General features: G+C 43.2%; 12 protein-coding genes. 10 read left to right on the top strand and 2 right to left on the bottom strand.

Going from position 1 to position 16,884, the window contains the following annotated elements; translation table 11 throughout:
* Window positions 1–17 precede the first annotated feature (17 nt).
* A complete protein-coding gene (locus N482_RS21985) occupies window positions 18–257 on the bottom strand; it encodes a hypothetical protein (protein WP_063379090.1) in 240 nt (79 codons plus the stop codon).
* Window positions 258–4,103 (bottom strand): TOMM system kinase/cyclase fusion protein, encoded by a 3,846-nt coding sequence (locus tag N482_RS21980; protein ID WP_081228171.1) that lies wholly within the window; start codon window positions 4,101–4,103, stop codon window positions 258–260.
* Between the two features lie 559 nt (window positions 4,104–4,662).
* Between N482_RS21980 and N482_RS21975 the strand changes: the two genes are divergently transcribed.
* The 10 genes from N482_RS21975 to N482_RS21930 form a co-directional block, all read left to right on the top strand.
* On the top strand, window positions 4,663–5,382 hold the full coding sequence (locus N482_RS21975; RefSeq protein WP_063379089.1) for a hypothetical protein: 720 nt from the start codon (window positions 4,663–4,665) through the stop codon (window positions 5,380–5,382).
* The gene (locus N482_RS21970; protein ID WP_063379088.1) at window positions 5,382–6,002 is read left to right on the top strand and encodes an aspartyl/asparaginyl beta-hydroxylase domain-containing protein; all 621 of its coding nucleotides are present in this window, start codon (window positions 5,382–5,384) and stop codon (window positions 6,000–6,002) included. The genes N482_RS21975 and N482_RS21970 overlap by 1 nt, the downstream gene beginning before the upstream one ends.
* A gap of 42 nt (window positions 6,003–6,044) precedes the next feature.
* Window positions 6,045–6,557, top strand: coding sequence for a GNAT family N-acetyltransferase (locus N482_RS21965; protein WP_196763579.1), 513 nt, complete (start codon window positions 6,045–6,047; stop codon window positions 6,555–6,557).
* A gap of 57 nt (window positions 6,558–6,614) precedes the next feature.
* Window positions 6,615–6,920 (top strand): DUF6916 family protein, encoded by a 306-nt coding sequence (locus N482_RS21960; RefSeq protein WP_063379087.1) that lies wholly within the window; start codon window positions 6,615–6,617, stop codon window positions 6,918–6,920.
* A 29-nt stretch (window positions 6,921–6,949) separates the two neighbouring features.
* Window positions 6,950–7,498, top strand: a complete 549-nt coding sequence (locus N482_RS21955) for a phage tail protein (protein ID WP_063379086.1) — start codon at window positions 6,950–6,952, stop codon at window positions 7,496–7,498.
* 14 nt (window positions 7,499–7,512) lie between these two features.
* Window positions 7,513–8,040: a phage tail protein gene (locus N482_RS21950; protein WP_063379085.1), complete on the top strand. Its 528-nt coding sequence runs from the start codon at window positions 7,513–7,515 to the stop codon at window positions 8,038–8,040.
* Window positions 8,041–8,053: 13 nt separating this feature from the next.
* On the top strand, window positions 8,054–8,602 hold the full coding sequence (locus N482_RS21945; RefSeq protein WP_063379084.1) for a phage tail protein: 549 nt from the start codon (window positions 8,054–8,056) through the stop codon (window positions 8,600–8,602).
* A gap of 90 nt (window positions 8,603–8,692) precedes the next feature.
* Window positions 8,693–9,766, top strand: coding sequence for a S8 family peptidase (locus N482_RS21940; RefSeq protein ID WP_196765371.1), 1,074 nt, complete (start codon window positions 8,693–8,695; stop codon window positions 9,764–9,766).
* Window positions 9,767–9,824: 58 nt separating this feature from the next.
* Complete coding sequence (locus tag N482_RS21935) at window positions 9,825–11,009, top strand: TIGR03032 family protein (RefSeq protein ID WP_081228170.1); 1,185 nt, start codon at window positions 9,825–9,827, stop codon at window positions 11,007–11,009.
* Window positions 11,009–16,884: beta strand repeat-containing protein (locus N482_RS21930; protein WP_196765370.1), on the top strand; the 5,876-nt coding region annotated here is incomplete at its 3' end. The genes N482_RS21935 and N482_RS21930, both read left to right, overlap by 1 nt.

The raw sequence follows: 16,884 nt of genomic DNA, 5'->3' as shown, positions 1-16,884 counted from the left end.
CGCCCCGCATGTCTCCATTACCAGATTTTGGCAATATCATCGTCAATTTCAGGACGAAGCTCTTCGCAGTATTGTGACCAAAGGTCATCTGTTAAAAATGACTCTTTAACTACTTTCTGAACTAGCTCTTGTTGTGATTCTGAAAGGTCGAACAAAGCCATTGCTTGAGGTAGGTTTTGCAGAACAAGCTCTCTTACTTCTGGATCGTTAGCTGCGTTATAAGTAAAAGAAAGTAACCCTTTAGGATAAGTTTTCATCTAAATTTTCCTTAGTGTATTTAGTTGAGGTTTTACATAGAATGAACTTGATATATCACATGACTCTTCTGCAATATCAAGGAATAGAGTGTTTACTTCGCCGCGTAGTAAGTAGGTCATTTTAGCCAATATTGAGTAGTAAAATGCTCGGTGAGATAAATAGCCAGAAAATTGCTTTATGCCTTCTTCAAACTTCTCAACGGTCGTATCGACATTAACACTTGCTATGAAATAAAGCATTTCGCAATAACCTTGCCAGCCCTCATTTTTAGCCTCTTTAGCCAGATCTATACCTGTTTGAGCGCTGAGTTGAGCTGCACGGATATAGCCTAAAAAGTCGGCTTTTTGTTCACAGAGCAATGCCTTGTTTAAATGGTACTCAGCTTGGAAGCCGTTTGTTGCAGCCAAGACATCGATAATACCTATTTGCTTTGCAAGCTGTGTTTGAGTGTCTATGAGGGCATCAGCACTTTGTTGGTTACTCAGGTGTAACTCGGCAAAGGCTCTAAAGCCGATACAGACTAGCTCAGAACAAAAACCAAAATTATTTGAGATAGTTTCTGAGTCATTCTTAAAGAAGTTGTCAGGAATTTCGTCGAGTACACGCAAAATCTCAGAGAATTCAGCTTTTGAGAATAATGTTTGTATAATTATTTCGTATATGACAGGTTTAAATTCGTTTGGTACCCAGTTGCCATTTTTATGGAGATCTAATGCAATTTCATGGGCTTCTTCAGTTTTTCCTGTTGCATAAAGCTGTAGCCATAATCCACGGGTTGTGGTGAATCTTTCTTTAGCCTCTGTGTCTTCTGAGAGAGCTTGGTAGTTTTCTTGTAGTGCATGATTCGCCTGTTCGTCAACCCACCCATTTCCAGCAATCCGGATGGAAGCCAAATCATTTTTGACTTTTATATACAGCGGTGAGTCACTGAGCTCTCCAGTTAGACAAATTCTCAATGCTTCTTGCAAAAACGATTCTGCTTCTATAATTGCGTATAACTGTTTTGCTGAGTTGGAGGATTCGATCATCAAATTTGCTGCTTTTTCAAATTGTTTCACTTTTTGTAGGTGAAAAGCAGTAATGAATGGTTGCTCTTTATAGAGATCTAATCGCTCAAGCGCTCCCAAGAACAATTCATGCTTTGTTATCGCTTCGGTTTGGGTTTGGGAATCGTATGCTGCGTCTCTCACTAAAGCATGCTTAAATATATAACTATCAGTTTCTACACGCCTTTGTTGGATGACCAGCTCTTTCTCTAAAAGCTCATTCAAGTCATTTTGTATTTGGTCTTCACTGAGTGTTGAAGCTTCAACCAATAGTGCGTAATCAAATTCTCTACCTATAGTAGCCGCAAGCTGTGCTGTTTCTTTAGCATGCACCAAGTTATCTAATTTTTGTTGTAGTGATTCTCTTAAGCTGCTCGGTACCTGCTCTAATCTATCAGGGCTGATAAACGTAATTGAACCGTTTGTTTCGTGTATAAGTCGCTTGTCTTTGAGCATGCTCACTAGTTCCTCAATGAATAGAGGAATGCCATCAGTGCGCTTGACCAACACTGAGCGGACATTTTCTGAAACGTGTTTGCATTCGAAAAGCTGCTCTATGAAATCGGTCGTAGCTTTGTTGGTAAGCTTATTAAGTTCTATTTCAAGCAGTGTTAAGTCGTGCAGGCTACTAGGGCATGATTGTCTAGATGTGCTTATCATTACGCTGCCGTCTTGTAATTGACCTGCAAAATGACGCAAAAAATCGAGAGTAACTGCATCAGACCAATGAATATCTTCAATAATATACAGCTTAAATTCTGTAATACCGGATTTGCGAGACAGAAGTAAAGCGCTTAGTCCCGTAAACAGGAGAGCTTTTTGTTCATCTGGTGAGTGAGAAGATGTTTGTGCTTCATCAGGTAGCGGGATAGCAAGCCAAGCCATAAGTACCGGGATTGTGGCTTCAATACTTGTTTGAGTTAACCCATACTCTGCTAGAAAATCTCTAAACAACAGTATGATATCTGTGGTGGGGACGTTGTCTGTGTTAAATAAATACCTTATCAGGTTTAGAATAGGGTAGAGTGCGTTATTCTGGTGTTCAGGCAAACATTGCGCGACTAAGTGTTGGTATTTGCTGGCATTGTCTCTTACTTCTTGTAGTAATCTAGATTTACCAATTCCAGCTTCACCATAGATATGTGCAATGCGAGTGTTATTTTCACCGTTAATTACTGACAGTGTTTTATCTAACTCTAATTGACGACCTATCAATTTATGATTGGTTTTGGTTCCGCGCATAAAACCAAATGCTTCTATGCGTTTTTCACCTTTGAGATTGTATATAGTAAGCTGCTCAAAAGATAAACCAATTTGAATATTATCGAAATAGTCAAAATCGCTATATGGTTCTAAAATAGAGCGTGACTCCACAGAGCATAAAATTTGCCTCTCTCCAGCAAGACGAGCTAGCTCCATTGCTGTATTTGCAACGTTTCCTTCAGGCACTGCATTTGCGTATGTAACAAATATACCTGAGTGAATACCTACATGCGCATTAAGTTGAATTCCGTGGGCTTCTTGCATTAATGCGTTGCGTTTTGAAAGTTCGCTAATTGCCTCTAAGGCTGTACGTGCACACAATCTCGTATCATTGTCACTGGCAACTGGATAGCCAAAATAAAACAGCATTGTGTCTGCTAAGTTACCGACATGGTATGCGCCAAAACGTGTTGCAATATCGATACAGTGATTACGCTGAGATTTGAAAAGCGTGTCTATAATATCTAAATCTTTGGCGCTATCATTGAGTCGTTTTGCGCTTAACCTCAGAGCGAGTACGGTGATTTGTTTGCGCTCTGTGAGTGTCGTGTAGTCATGAGCAAGCGGGCTGTTTGGGTCATCATTTCTCAATACAACCGTATTGTCATCGTAGCCATGTTGCGCTTGAACGTCAGCTAAAATACCTACTAAGTTAGAGACGTTCATCAAATTTAATTCAGAGAAGATCTCTTGACCAGAAATCACGCGCTCTGTGGCATTTTTTTGCAAGACTCGGCGTAAAAGGCCTGATAGCGGGTGTCCTAAAAGCGCACTTGGAATAGGAATATGAACATCACTTAACTGCTTGTGGTAAATAGATGCGACACTCGATCCTGTGACGGCTGGTATACCCGTTAAACACTCTAAAAGAACCAGACCCCATACGTACAAATCAGTTTTTTCAGACGCAGGCTCTCCCCTTAGTTGCTCGGGTGCACTGTAAGAGGGGGTGCCGATTGTTTCTTGCGTTAGGGTAATGGTTGAAAAGTCTTGATGTCGGTTCTCTTGTGTGAGTGTGCCGATACCAAAATCTAGGATCTTGGCATGTGTCTTAGCGCCAGACTTTGAAAGCATGATATTGGCAGGCTTTATATCTCGGTGAATAATGCCTTTTTTATGCGCATGAATTAATGCATCTAATACCTGTAGCATGATATCAGTGGCATTAACTGCATCTAATGCGCCTTCTTGCATTAAATATTCACGCAGAGATTGACCCTCTACATATTCAAAAACACCAAATAGTAAGTGCTCATCAACCTGGCCTTTGTCTAATAATCTAACAATGTGTGGATGCTCTAGTTGTCCACTTAACGCCGTTTCTCGTTTGAACCTTTCAATATAGCGTTTCTTCTTTGCTTCTTCTAAATGGGGTTCGAGAGCGAGAAATTTAATCGCCACCGTTTGGTCAGTATTTTTATTTCTAGCTTTAAATACTTTGCCGAAACCACCTTCACCAATTTTATAAAGAAGCTCATATTGAGTCGAGTCGAAGCGGTTTTCTATGTATGGGTCAGAAAAATGAGTTAGTGACATGATACTTATTTCTTCGAGTTATTTATCTGCTGCCAGAATATGATTGTTATTGTTCGCCAGTGCGAATATTACATCGTTTTTTTGGAGATGACGATTACAAGTTCTATTTAATTTGGCATCGAAAAAATATACGATTTTTGACCTAGTAAGAAATAATGGTGCAACATTGATTATCCTGAATTTTGGTATTGATTAGCTTTCAAAGCAAAGGTAGAAAAAGGAGTTTATATACTCTTTATTTCAAAATTATTGAATATATTGCGCCAAACCCTCGTGGTCTGTGATGCAAACTATTTTTTAGGTATACATGGTTGTATGAAGCATGTAAACAAGTTTTTCTAAAGCAAAGTATGGTTGTGATTTTGTAAATTGTTGCCCTACTTAGAAAATTCTTACCATACTAGCTTACCCATATGGATTGCTAAATGTTAATTGGGCAGTGATTTTACCATGAATTAATTAGTTATATGGTCTGGTGTAATATCGTGTAATTTATTATTATGTTGTATTTTGTAATAATCGATTCGATCGTCTAACAAAGATACTAGGTAGGTTGGTTATGGAACGTCGTTCATTTTTGAAGTCATCAATATCTGTGTGTGCAACAAGTGTATTTTTGTCATCTGGGCGTCTATGGGCTCAGTTAAATGACTCTGAATTAAACGCGTACACTCAGAGATTATCTAATGACGATTTGTTGCAGTTACAGCTGCCATTTCCTACTCGACTAGTTAAAAATCCACAAGATATCCCCGTAGAAGTTTCATTGAAGCCTGTAATAGCAAGGCGCTATTCGAGTCATGTGTATATTTTATTTGAGCTTTCCAGAGGCATTACCATATTTAATGGGCTGGGGGAGCAATTTAGTTCAATTCCACTGCCTGAAAAAGTTGGCCATATCAGGGATTTTGCAGTCGATGAAAAACGACAGCGAATATTTATTGCAAGCGGAAATACACACTCAATTTATGTGATTAATTTTCATGGCCAGATACAAAACATATTTGGTGAGTTTGGTATCGAGTTACCCCATCAGTTAAGTGGCATTAAATCGATAACTTCAGATGAGCGAGGTTTAGTCCACGTTTTAAATGCTTATTCAAACAATGTGAAAGTGTTTGATGGACAAGGTATCTATCAATTCAGCTATGCGCCGAGCGCTTTTGAGAGAGGCGCAACATTGTCTTCTATTGATGGATATCAAACAATACGTTTATTGGGTGGCAAGTTCAGGGATATTCTTTATACCTTTGATATGTATGGAAGGCCCGCAGGTTAATGAATATGGGAGCCCAGCTTGATCGCTTAGAACAACCTATTGCATTTGCAAAGCTAGCTATGTGGATTGATCTCGAAGCCATCACCACAGAAGTTGAAAAGCTGTTCAATTCGCCATGGTATGAGCATGTTAATCAAGCATGCTATAGCGGCTCTTGGGATGTGTTACCTCTGTATAGCAAAGAGGAGCATGTCGGGGCGCATCCTGTATTGCAGTGCTTTTCAATTGAACAAACAGACGCAACCTTTACACCACTACCGGCCATGAAAAGCCTTCCTGCGCTGGCTTTATTTTTAGCGCAATTTAAATGTTCTTTGAAATCAGTCAGGCTGATGAGGCTTAAAGGTGGCAGCAAGATACTGCCGCATAACGACCACCAAGTCTCTATGGAATACGGCGAAGCGAGAATTCATGTACCAATCAGTGGTATTGATCATGTTGACTTCACAGTGGATGGTCAAAGGGTACCAATGATGCGTGGTGATGTGTGGTACTTGAATGCACATTTAGTACATAGCGTATCCAATCTAGGCGCTGAATCGAGAGTCAATTTGGTTATTGACTGTAAAGTAGAGGATTGGCTGAAAAATATCATAAAAAGTTCCGAGCAAAAATTTTAAAGCTGCATATACTCAACAAATGCACAAAAGAGGATAAGGAATATGGTGCAATTTACCATACCAGAAGGGCTTCACATCCGCCCTTCAACAGCGAGTGATAAACCATTTATTGAAAAGCTGCACAGAGAAGTAAGGCAGGATTTGCAGTGTATAGATGGTGAACGTGATTTCATTGAGTCTATTGTTGATATGCAGCTTAAAGCGCAAACTCAAGGCTATGGGGCTCAGTATCCTAACGCCATGTACTTTATTATTGAAAAGCATGGTGAAGCAATAGGCAAAGCGACATTAGATTTTGGCCACAATGAAATCCGTTTGATTGATATCGGCTTTTTGATTGCGGCTAGAGGTCACGGCTTTGGGCGAGCAATTATTCAGTCTTTTCAACACTGCGCGGCGCAGTCTGCTATTCCAGTGACCTTATCTGTTTTGAGCCATAATTTGGGTGTTAAACGATTGTATTTAGAGCTCGGATTTCAAATATTAGAGGTTCAGCCTCCTTATGAGTTGATGATTTGGTACCCTCCCGCGATGAAGAGCATTGTAGGCGTTTAATTCGGTTTTGCTAATTGATCAGAGCCACTGTTAATCAAAAAACAAGAGCAGCAATAAATGGAAAAAGTGACACAAGAGCTAATGAATTCATTGGTGGGTGAAGAGGTCGATGTATTCTCTTTGCAAAATGAACAACCAGTTGGAAAGCTCGCGATCAGTAGGGTTGAGAAAGGCAAAATTGATACGGAAGAGTTTTCATCTTTTAGTATTTCATTGCTTGGAGATCCTAAAAACCAACTACTTCAAGATAATTATCTGTTTAAGCACAGCGCGTTTGGTGAGTACCCGATGTTTATGAGCATTCACGATGTGGATAAATATCAGATCATTATTTCTCGAAAGCGCAATCAAGAAGTGGGTTAAACCCAAATCAAAAGTAAGGAGTGGTTTTTATGGTTAATCCGTATTTAGGCATGATACAGATGATTGCCTTTAACTTTCCACCAGTACACTGGGCTGCATGCAATGGCGCGCTAATCCCCGTGAATGATAATCTGGCGTTATTTTCACTACTTGGAGGTACCTTTGGTGGTGACGCACGAACGAACTTCGGCCTGCCAGACATGCGAGGGCGAGCACCTGTGTATCAGGGCAATTATGGTATTGTTCAGCAAGGGCAGAAAGGCGGTTTTGAAGACGTGATATTGAATGATGCGCAAACGGGTCACAATCATGATTTTCAAGTCGACTCGTTAGAAGGCGACAGCTTTTTGCCTTTTAGTAACTCAGACCCAACTGCTCGTTACACAATATCGGCGGCAAATACGCAGTTTCCAACAGGGGTGAAGGAGTTTTATGCCAATAATTCTGGAGGCCTTGACACGTTGTCATCTCAAAGCATGGGTACTGTGGGGTCAAGTGCATCTCATACAAACGTGCAGCCAACCACAGTTATTGGTTTTATTATTGCACTCAATGGTACATACCCGCCGAGAAATTAAAAAAGGAACAAGATATGAGTGATGCATATTTAGGAGAAATTCGCATGTTTGCTGGCGTGTACTCTCCGTACCATTGGTCTTATTGTGCTGGCCAGTTACAAACGATAACTGACAATGAATCTTTGTTTAGCTTATTGGGTTCCTATTATGGTGGCGATGGCCGCACTACCTACGGGTTACCTGATATGCGTGGGCGAATCCCGGTGGGGGATGGTCAAGGCCCTGGCCTGACAAATCGCGGTTTAGGGCAGCGTTTTGGGGTTGAACAAGTTGTGTTGTCGACAGAGCAATTGCCAGCGCATAGTCATACTGTGCAGGTTACAAGTGCCACTTCTGAATTACAAGCCCCTGTGGATGGGCAGTCTTACGTGGGTAGTGAGCTGCACTTTTTACCCGATTCGATGGCTGGTTTAGAAACAAATCCATTTAGCAGCCGCGCGATTGGTGCAACTGGCGGCGATGAAGCACATGAAAACAGAATGCCGATGCTGTATCTCGGTTTTATTATTTGTATGAACGGACTATATCCGTCTCGCAACTAAAAGGAGTATTACAATGGATCCATTTATTGGTCAGGTTGATATGTTGCCTTACACCTTCGCTCCGGTTGGTTACACATTTTGTGACGGGCAGTTCGTTGATATATCTCAAAATCAAGCGCTCTTCGCGGTTATTGGCACGACGTACGGTGGCAATGGTCAAACGAATATGCAAATGCCAGATTTGCAAGGCAGGAGCCCAACTATGTTTGGTACTGGACCTGGTTTGTCTCCAGGAGACTTAGGAGATAGAGTCGGTTTACCAGATGTTGTGCTGATGGAAAGCGAGTTACCTTCGCATACTCATGAATTATATGCAGGTAAAACAATTAAGGATGGTCTTGTCGATAGGTCTAATGGTACAGGGCTTTTATCTGCTGCCAGAGCGACAACAGGAGGCGTAGCACGAGTCTATAGTTCGGACGACCTTGGCGGTTCAAATATCACGTTAAATCCGCAAGCTGTTCTGAGTAATGGGCAAAATCAGGCTCATGAAAATAGACAACCATACTTAGCTGTACAATTTTGTATTTGCATAGATGGTATTTTCCCTCCGAGAAGCTAGATAGGCAGCCAGACAGTGAGACTCATTTATTGTCTAATAATGCTTTTAAGTTATGGAGTTATCGCCTCGGATAACTCCAAGCAACCTTTTTTGACTTTTCAAAACTATCAGCAGAGCATTGAGTTATATACCTCACAACAAGAAAATGTGTTTAACAGCAATGTCGGGCTGCAATTATATTTAAATCAAAAAATTGTCGTTCAAATTAATAAGCAACATAAATATCAGCTGGATAGGGTTGAGGGGGTCATTAAAATTCAGGTATTGGCTGAACTAGGTGATGAAATTATTGTTTTAGTAACCCCGTCTATTGATGCTTTTATACAAACATACAATCGAATTGACAATTTACCTTATACTGGTACTGTTCAGCCTGACTTCGCAATAGTGCGAAAGACTCAGCAACCAGCAAAAAACCGTCATCGAGAGATTCAAAACAATCAGTTTGAACGGTTGAAGGGTTTCCAATGTCGCTCATCTGTAAAGCCTAAACGTATTGCGATTATTGACGATGGCTTTGACCTGTCTCAACCATGGCTATCAGCCTTTGATGTGATGCTTGAATATGATGCGGACAATCAACGCATAATCCCTCACAAAGAAAAAGCGGGTGCGAGCCACGGCAATGTGGTTGCCGGGGTAATTGCAACTCAATTGCAATCCAGGTTAGAGAAAAACTCAACAGGCATTGCAGAGCTTGTGGCTATTCATCAAGCCAGTACACTTAACTCGGCCATGATTCTGGCATTCAGTGTTTCTCAAAAAATGCATGTAGACATCATTAATAGTAGCTGGACGTTACCTTTGGCTTCTCAAGTGTTGGGTAACGTTATTCGCTATGGATTAAGCCATAGCGGTATTTCATTTGTTGTCGTATCAGCAGGTAATCACGCCCAAGATGCATGTATTGGTAATAGGCTTTCTGAGATTGAAGGTGTAACAACCGTGGGGGCTCTTTCAGAGGGGGGGTCTCTCGCGGCATTTTCTAACTATGGCAAGTGTGTAGATTTATATGCACCTGCTGCTTTTTTACTTAAAAAGCAAACTGTAAATATAGCTGTTCGTGGCACTTCCTCAGCAGCTGCGATGGTGACAGGGGAGATTTCGTACTTGTTAGGGTGTGGCCTTTCGAGCAGTGAAATTGGGCTAAAAAATCAAAATTAAAACAAGCTTGTTTGATTGTCGAACGGATAGAGTAGGCCGTTCGCTAAGGAGTATAGACATGCAAGGGTATAAGGAACAAGGCTATGGAAGCACGAGTGATGAAAGTGATTTCGTCAATATTGATTTTGCGAGCGAGTATAGTGAGAACTTTCCTAAAATTCTCCAAGCACTCGGTATTTCTCTGGCTGTTTCTAGCTACCAGTCACATGCCGTGATGCTGCTGCGAAGTAGAGAAAATAAGCTTAGCTGCGGCGTTAAAAAGTTTGTTCGGCCTATGGGGTTAAGTGTCAGTGAAGACAGGTTTTTGGTAAGTACAGTCAACCGGGTTGTCAACTTTAAAGCCAGTAGTATGTCACGCAGCAGTGTAATTAGCGGCCAATTAGATGAACTTGACTCGCTAGCCAGTAAATTACGCGATGAGCAACGAGATACAGCGACCTTTAAAGAACTTAGAGCTGAGCAGATAAATGCGATAAAACAGTGCGATGTGTTGTTTACTGAGCGCTCGTCTCTTACAACAGGCACCCTGAATACCCATGATATAGCTTGGGGTGATGAAGGGTTATGGGTTGTTAACTCGAGCTTTTCTTGCCTTGCTACCTTGTCAGCCGAAAATGGTTTTACTGCACGTTGGAAGCCTCACTTTATCAGTGAGTTAGCACCTGAAGACAGATGCCACTTAAACGGTATGGCGATGCTCAACGGAAAACCAAAGTATGTCACCACATTTAATACCCTTGATCATCAAGACTCTTGGCGAACTGAGCTCAATGGGTCATTGATGGACGTGGAAAAAAACGAAATTTTACTCAGTGGTTTGTCTATGCCTCATTCTCCCAGATGTCATGAGGGAGAGGTTTATCTGTGTAATTCAGGGGCGGGAGAAGTGATTAGATTCGACCCAATTACACAAGAAACTAGTATTGTTTGTACCTTACCTGGTTTTACCCGCGGGTTAACATTTTTTGGTGACCTCGTGTTAGTAGCAACTAGTCATGTAAGGGCAACCAAAGTGGTGAGTGACATTCCTTTGACTAAATCACATACTGAGCATGATACTGTTTGCGGTATATGGGTTATCAACAAACGCGATGGCAAAATCCTATCCAAATTGCAATTTAAAGGTGATGTAAGTCAGCTCTATGACTTGTGCATTATTCCGAACTCGACCTACCCTGAAATGACCAGTGGTGATGACGCTATTTCAGCGCATTTGTATGAATATACGCAGGAGGTACTGTAATGAAAAAGCTTGATATGGCGACTTCTATTTTGGGCGTGATGATCCCTTCTCTCGTCGTCGCCAATTCTTCTCCCAGTATTACTGATAGCTATTTTACATCATCTCATGACGTACCACGCTTAGATTCAATGATAATCGGTGATGCCGAGTATTTTCAGCAAATGGCGGCTAGTGAGCGAAGAAAAGCGGAAGCATTTGATATTAACAATCAAAATAGGACGCCAGTAGTTGAAGAAGTGGCAAAGTCTGCCACTTTGGCGTTTTTAGCTGAACAAGGGCTTCTTGATAGTGGAGGTGTGAATTCCACGCAGGTCAATGGTGAAGTGAGCATTGCTAAAGAACTCGCCGCCTCTTGCCAAGTTAGTTTTGGTTGTACGACTGCCTATGGTAGCCAAGCAAGTTGTGAAGCTGGCCCGGGTCCTGGTGTTTGGTTCCCAGATACCAATGATTGTACCGCGGCGACTCCTGACCCCGATATCAATTTGAAAGGGAATGACCAATCGATTACTTCTGGGACTACGACTTTAAGTGCGAGTAACCACACGGATTTTGGTTCGCACCAAACCGGTGGCAGTAACTTTACTCGTACGTTCACTATCGAAAATGTGATAGCGGCATCCACACTGACTTTAAGTGGCTCTCCATTAGTAAGTATTTCAGCTTCTAGTGACTTTTCCATTTCGAGTCAACCAGGTTCTAGCTCTCTCAATGGCGTGACAAGCACAACCTTTGTTGTGCAGCTTGACCCAACAACCGTTGGCTCTCCCAACGCGACGGTTACGATAACCAGCAATGACCCGAATGAGGGAGCCTACACCTTTAAAGTCGGCGCCACTGTGACAGCTGCTAATACGGCGCCGGTAGTGGATTTAGACTCTACGGCTGGTGGTAATAATCGGTCGTCTTCTTTTGCAGAGGGCAGTGGTGGTGTTGGCATTACCAATAGTGCCAGTGTGACTGATGCAGAGTCAGATACAATAAAAACGATTACGGTATCACTCACAAATGATCAAGATGGAGCCACTGAAGGCTTGAATGTAACCGGCGCAGCTCAAAATGCTTTGAATGGCGTGAGCGGCAAATCAGATATCACTTTGCAAGACACGATATCGATTGCGGGGGCAACTGCGACCTTGGCACAGGTTCAAACCTTTTTGGATGCAATAACATTCAACAACACATCGTCTACACCAAGTACGACGGCTAGGGTTGTGACTGTGGTTGTCAATGATGGCACTGATAACAGTGTCTCACGCACGTCAACGGTGAGTGTTACCAACGTCACATCGACAACCTCTTCTGGCGCATCGTTTAATACCACAACCGGCGTAAATTTAAATCCAGCTATTTTGTTTACCAGTGAAAATGAGTCACTGACTATTGCGCAAACTTCACATGCATCAGGATCTACAGCTGATGGAGGCGGCGGAACAGACTCGCTCAATGTGTCTGATGGGGTCGATATCAGTGGGCTCACTTCACTTACTAACTTTGAAACACTAAACGCGGCAAACAATGGCGATCTGACACTGACGGAATCTCAACATGAGTCTTTTACGACAATAAATGGTGTCAATACAAATCAATTCACGATATCTAGTGCCAATGGTAATGGTGAGTTGACCGCTGATGCTGACATTGAAACCTATGTTTTGAATGCTGCGATGACCTTAACTTTGGGGAGCGCATCCCAAAATGTAACGGGTAGTAGTGCCAATGATGTGATTAACGCTGCCACTTTAACTGCTACGGGCACACTTAATGCGGGTAGTGGTAGCGGGGATACATTGCGTTTGTCAAATGGTGCAAATATCGCAGGGGCGACAGTATCTAATGTTGAAGTACTAGAATTGAACTCAGGTGCGTCGGTTACTATGACCGAAGCCCAGCATGATAGTTTCAGCTCCTTTACGGCAGCAGGTACAGATACGATTACGATTTCGGCTGCAACTAACGGGTTAACGGGTAATTCGGCAATTGAGTCATACATATTATTTGTTGCAAATTCATTTACTTTAGGTGCCGCTGGCCAAAACCTGACTGGTAGCACAAACAATGATACGGTCAATATTGGCACTTTGACAGCAACTAGTACACTTGCTGGTGGCTCGGGTACAGATACTCTATCTGTAGGAAACGGAGGAAGTATCGCTGGTGCAACAGTGTCTGGTTTTGAGAATTTAATCCTATCAAGTGGCGCATCGGCAACAATGAGTGCATCTCAGTTGTCGCAATTCTCAGGCACAGTTACGGCAGCGGGAACTGAAACCATTTCTATCAGCGGTGACGGCAATCTTTCAACGGTTTCAGGTATAGAAAACTATGTAATTGGTGATGATTCTTCAAACACACGAAGTGTGACTGTTGCCGCTGCTGGCCATTCTGTGACAGCAAGCAGCACAAGTGATTCAGTCACTTTTGATATTGGCACGTTAACCTATACAGGCACACTTACCGGGGACAATACCAATGCTGATACGCTAAGCATGTCGAACGGTGCAAACATCAGCGGCGCGACAATCTCCAATGTAACTAACCTTTCGCTGGTAAGCGGTGCGTCGGTGACCATGACTGCGAATCAGCATGGTAATTTTAATGGCTCTGTAACAGCGGGTGGGTCTGAAACAGTCATAATAAGTGGTGATGGAGATATAACGACGCTTTCAGGCATTGAAAACTACACAATCGGTGATGACTCTTCCAATACCAGAACAGTCAATGTGGGCGCGACAACGAGTGTTACTGCAACCTCTGCAAGTGATGCAGTGACTTTCAATATCGGGGGGCAGAGCTTTACAGGTAGCTTGACCGGTGAGGCCTCTGTAGCCGATATTGTATCAGCGAGTAATGGCGCGAATACAACTGGTGGAAGTTTTACCAATATGGGCACGTTGTCATTAGCAAGTGGCGCGTCAGTGACCATAGATGCTCAGAATATCAGTGATTTTTCTACGGCTATTAATGGTGCTGCGGGTAGTGAAACTTTGAATCTTGTTGGCGGTGGGACTTTTAACTTTGGCTCCACAAGCGTATCGAGCGTAGAAAATATTTCTTTGGGGTCAAATAGTGTTACGTCATTGACCATTACCGATAACTTCTCTTCAAATGGGGGAAGTGTAACCATAAGTAATTCATCTGGTTCTGCAATCAATGCTGGTGTCACCATTAATGCCTCCGCCCTTGCTGGTGATAGTTTAGTGATTTCAGCTACTAATCTAACTGGTAACGATATGCTCACCGGCGGGAATAGCACCGACACGTTGCGACCTGGTGCAGGTACTGACTCGATGACTGGCAACGGTGGTAACGATACATTTATTGGTAGCGCGTCGGACTTAAATGGAGACACGATCACCGATCTCGCCGTAGGCGATGTGATTACAGTCACAGGTGTTACAGGCTTAACGACCAGTAATGTCCGTTTTAATGGTAGTGGCACATTACAAGTCGATACCGATGCTACTGATTTTACGAGTGTTGAAATTGCGTTGACGCTGTCGAACTCGCCAGGTGCAGGGCTTGATTATACTGTCACTGACAGTGGTGCCAACACTGTGATCACCTTGATAGCAGCTAATGATAAGCCAGTTTTCAGCTCGCTCAATGGGTTGTCCACTTTTACAGAGAATGGCTCAGCAGTTGCGATAGACAGCGATGTGACTGTAGCTGATACAGAACTTGATGCACTTAATGGCGGCAATGGTAATTATAATGGGGCTTCATTAACCATTTCTAGAAGCGGCGGTGCTAATGCACAAGATGTATTTGCTAATTTAAATTTACTGGGCACCCTGACACAAGGCAGTTCATTTTCTTATAATGGAACCAGTGTGGGCACAGTGACGACTAACTCTGCGGGCACTTTAGTACTGACATTTAATGCCAATGCAACCTCTGCAATTGTTGACGGTGTGATGCAGTCGGTATCTTATGCTAGTACCTCGGAAGATCCGCCTTCAAGTGTCACGCTCGATTATACGTTTAACGATAGCACTGCAAATAGTACTGGTACGAACCAAGCGGTTGTGAATATAACTGCTCAAAATGATGCTCCAACGGACATCACGCTGTCGGCATCGAGTATAAATCAATCAGCTACAGGTGCAGCCACTAATGTGGGTAGTCTTTCTACCACCGATGTTGATATCGGGAATAGCCAATCTTATACACTTGTGACCAGCGGCAGCAGCGCAAGCGGTACTTGCTCCGCGAACTCGGGGAACGCTAGTTTTCAAATTAGTAGCTCCAATTTACAAACACAGGCGGCGCTTAGTGCTGGTAGCTATATCGTATGTATTCAAACCAATGATGGAACGACCACATTTCAAAAGTCATTCACTGTAACAGTATCGGATGACGTAGCCCCGAATGTGCCCTCGACACCCGATTTAATTTCGGGCTCAGATACCGGTGGTTCCAATACTGACAATAATACCTCCGACACAACGCCAACATTTAGCGGAACAGCAGAGTCGGGCAGCATCGTCAGGCTCTACAGTGATCAAACCGGTTCCACAGTGCTTGGAAGCGCAACTGCGACAGGTGGTAATTGGCAAATTACGTCCAGTACATTAACAGCGACAATGCATTCAATCACTGCAAAAGCGACTGACGCTAGTAACAATGAGAGTAGTGCCTCTAGCGCATTAAGTGTGATCATAGATACCACATCCCCAAACGCACCTAGCGCTCCTGATCTATCCTCCGGTAGCGATTCGGGTAGTTCAACTACAGATAATATTACCAATGATACAACGCCAACAATCACAGGTACGGGCACTACCGGTGACACCATTAATTTGTCTTCTAATCTCGATGGCAATATAGGTAGTACCACAGTTTCCGGTGGCGCTTGGAGTATTACGTCATCTACTTTACAGGTTGGCAGCCATACGATCTCGGCACAATCAGTTGACAATGCGGGTAATACGACGAGCGCCGCGAGTAATTTATCACTCACTGTTGATACTCAGGCGCCAAGCGGTCACAGCGTATCGTTTGGCGACACCTTATACTCGAACACTGAAAAAGGCACGGCATCCTTTACTTTCAGCAGTGCGCAAGTGGGGGCAACATACAGCTATACCATTTCGAGCAGTAACGGTGGCACCAATGTCACGGGTAATGGCACTGTGACGTCGGCAGGGCAGCAGCTTACCAATTTAGATCTCAGTGCCCTGAATGATGGCACCTTGACCCTGTCAGTGATTTTAACGGATAGCGCAGGTAATGCAGCAACTGCGGTCACTGCCAATAGCACTTTAGATACCGCCATGCCCAGCGGGCATAGTGTGGCCTTAAACGATACCAGTTATAACAGCGCTGAGACGGGTGGTGTTAGCTTTAGCTTTACCAGTGCAGAAGTAGGGGCCACATACAGCTATACCTTGAGCAGTAATAATGGTGGCACGGCGGTGACAGGCAATGGCAATATCACCAGCGCGGGCCAAACCGTCAACTTGTCGGATATCAGCGGGCTAAATGATGGTAATTTAACCTTGTCGGTGACAGTAAGCGACACCGCGGGTAATGCAGCCACGGCGGTTACCGATACGGCGACACTGGATAAAACCAAACCGACGGTAACCACATTCAGCGCCTCAGATAGCAACTTAAAAGTGGGCGAAACGGCGACGATAAGTATTGTACTGAGTGAAGCGAGCAGTACGTTTGCATCATCCGATATCACAGTGAGTGGCGGTACACTGAGTAATTTCAGTGCCACGTCGAGCACACAGTACAGCGTGCTGTTGACACCCACGGCGAATTCAGAAACCAACGCAACCTTGGATATTGCGGCAGATACCTTCACGGATGCAGCGGGTAATAACAATACAGCAGCGACACAATTGCCGATTACGGTGGACACCAAAGC

Origin of the sequence: Pseudoalteromonas luteoviolacea NCIMB 1942 (assembly GCF_001625595.1) — a bacterium.
In the GTDB taxonomy this organism is placed as follows: domain Bacteria; phylum Pseudomonadota; class Gammaproteobacteria; order Enterobacterales; family Alteromonadaceae; genus Pseudoalteromonas; species Pseudoalteromonas luteoviolacea_A.
Note: the sequence above shows the minus strand (reverse complement) of the source record. Positions and strands in the feature narration are given on the sequence as shown.

What these genes read in the sequence shown, in the direction of transcription:
- N482_RS21985 (WP_063379090.1), bottom strand. Translation starts at nt 257, where the DNA reads ATGAAAACTTATCCTAAAGGGTTACTTTCTTTTACTTATAACGCAGCT.
- N482_RS21980 (WP_081228171.1), bottom strand. Translation starts at nt 4,103, where the DNA reads ATGTCACTAACTCATTTTTCTGACCCATACATAGAAAACCGCTTCGAC.
- N482_RS21975 (WP_063379089.1), top strand. Translation starts at nt 4,663, where the DNA reads ATGGAACGTCGTTCATTTTTGAAGTCATCAATATCTGTGTGTGCAACA.
- N482_RS21970 (WP_063379088.1), top strand. Translation starts at nt 5,382, where the DNA reads ATGAATATGGGAGCCCAGCTTGATCGCTTAGAACAACCTATTGCATTT.
- N482_RS21965 (WP_196763579.1), top strand. Translation starts at nt 6,045, where the DNA reads ATGGTGCAATTTACCATACCAGAAGGGCTTCACATCCGCCCTTCAACA.
- N482_RS21960 (WP_063379087.1), top strand. Translation starts at nt 6,615, where the DNA reads ATGGAAAAAGTGACACAAGAGCTAATGAATTCATTGGTGGGTGAAGAG.
- N482_RS21955 (WP_063379086.1), top strand. Translation starts at nt 6,950, where the DNA reads ATGGTTAATCCGTATTTAGGCATGATACAGATGATTGCCTTTAACTTT.
- N482_RS21950 (WP_063379085.1), top strand. Translation starts at nt 7,513, where the DNA reads ATGAGTGATGCATATTTAGGAGAAATTCGCATGTTTGCTGGCGTGTAC.
- N482_RS21945 (WP_063379084.1), top strand. Translation starts at nt 8,054, where the DNA reads ATGGATCCATTTATTGGTCAGGTTGATATGTTGCCTTACACCTTCGCT.
- N482_RS21935 (WP_081228170.1), top strand. Translation starts at nt 9,825, where the DNA reads ATGCAAGGGTATAAGGAACAAGGCTATGGAAGCACGAGTGATGAAAGT.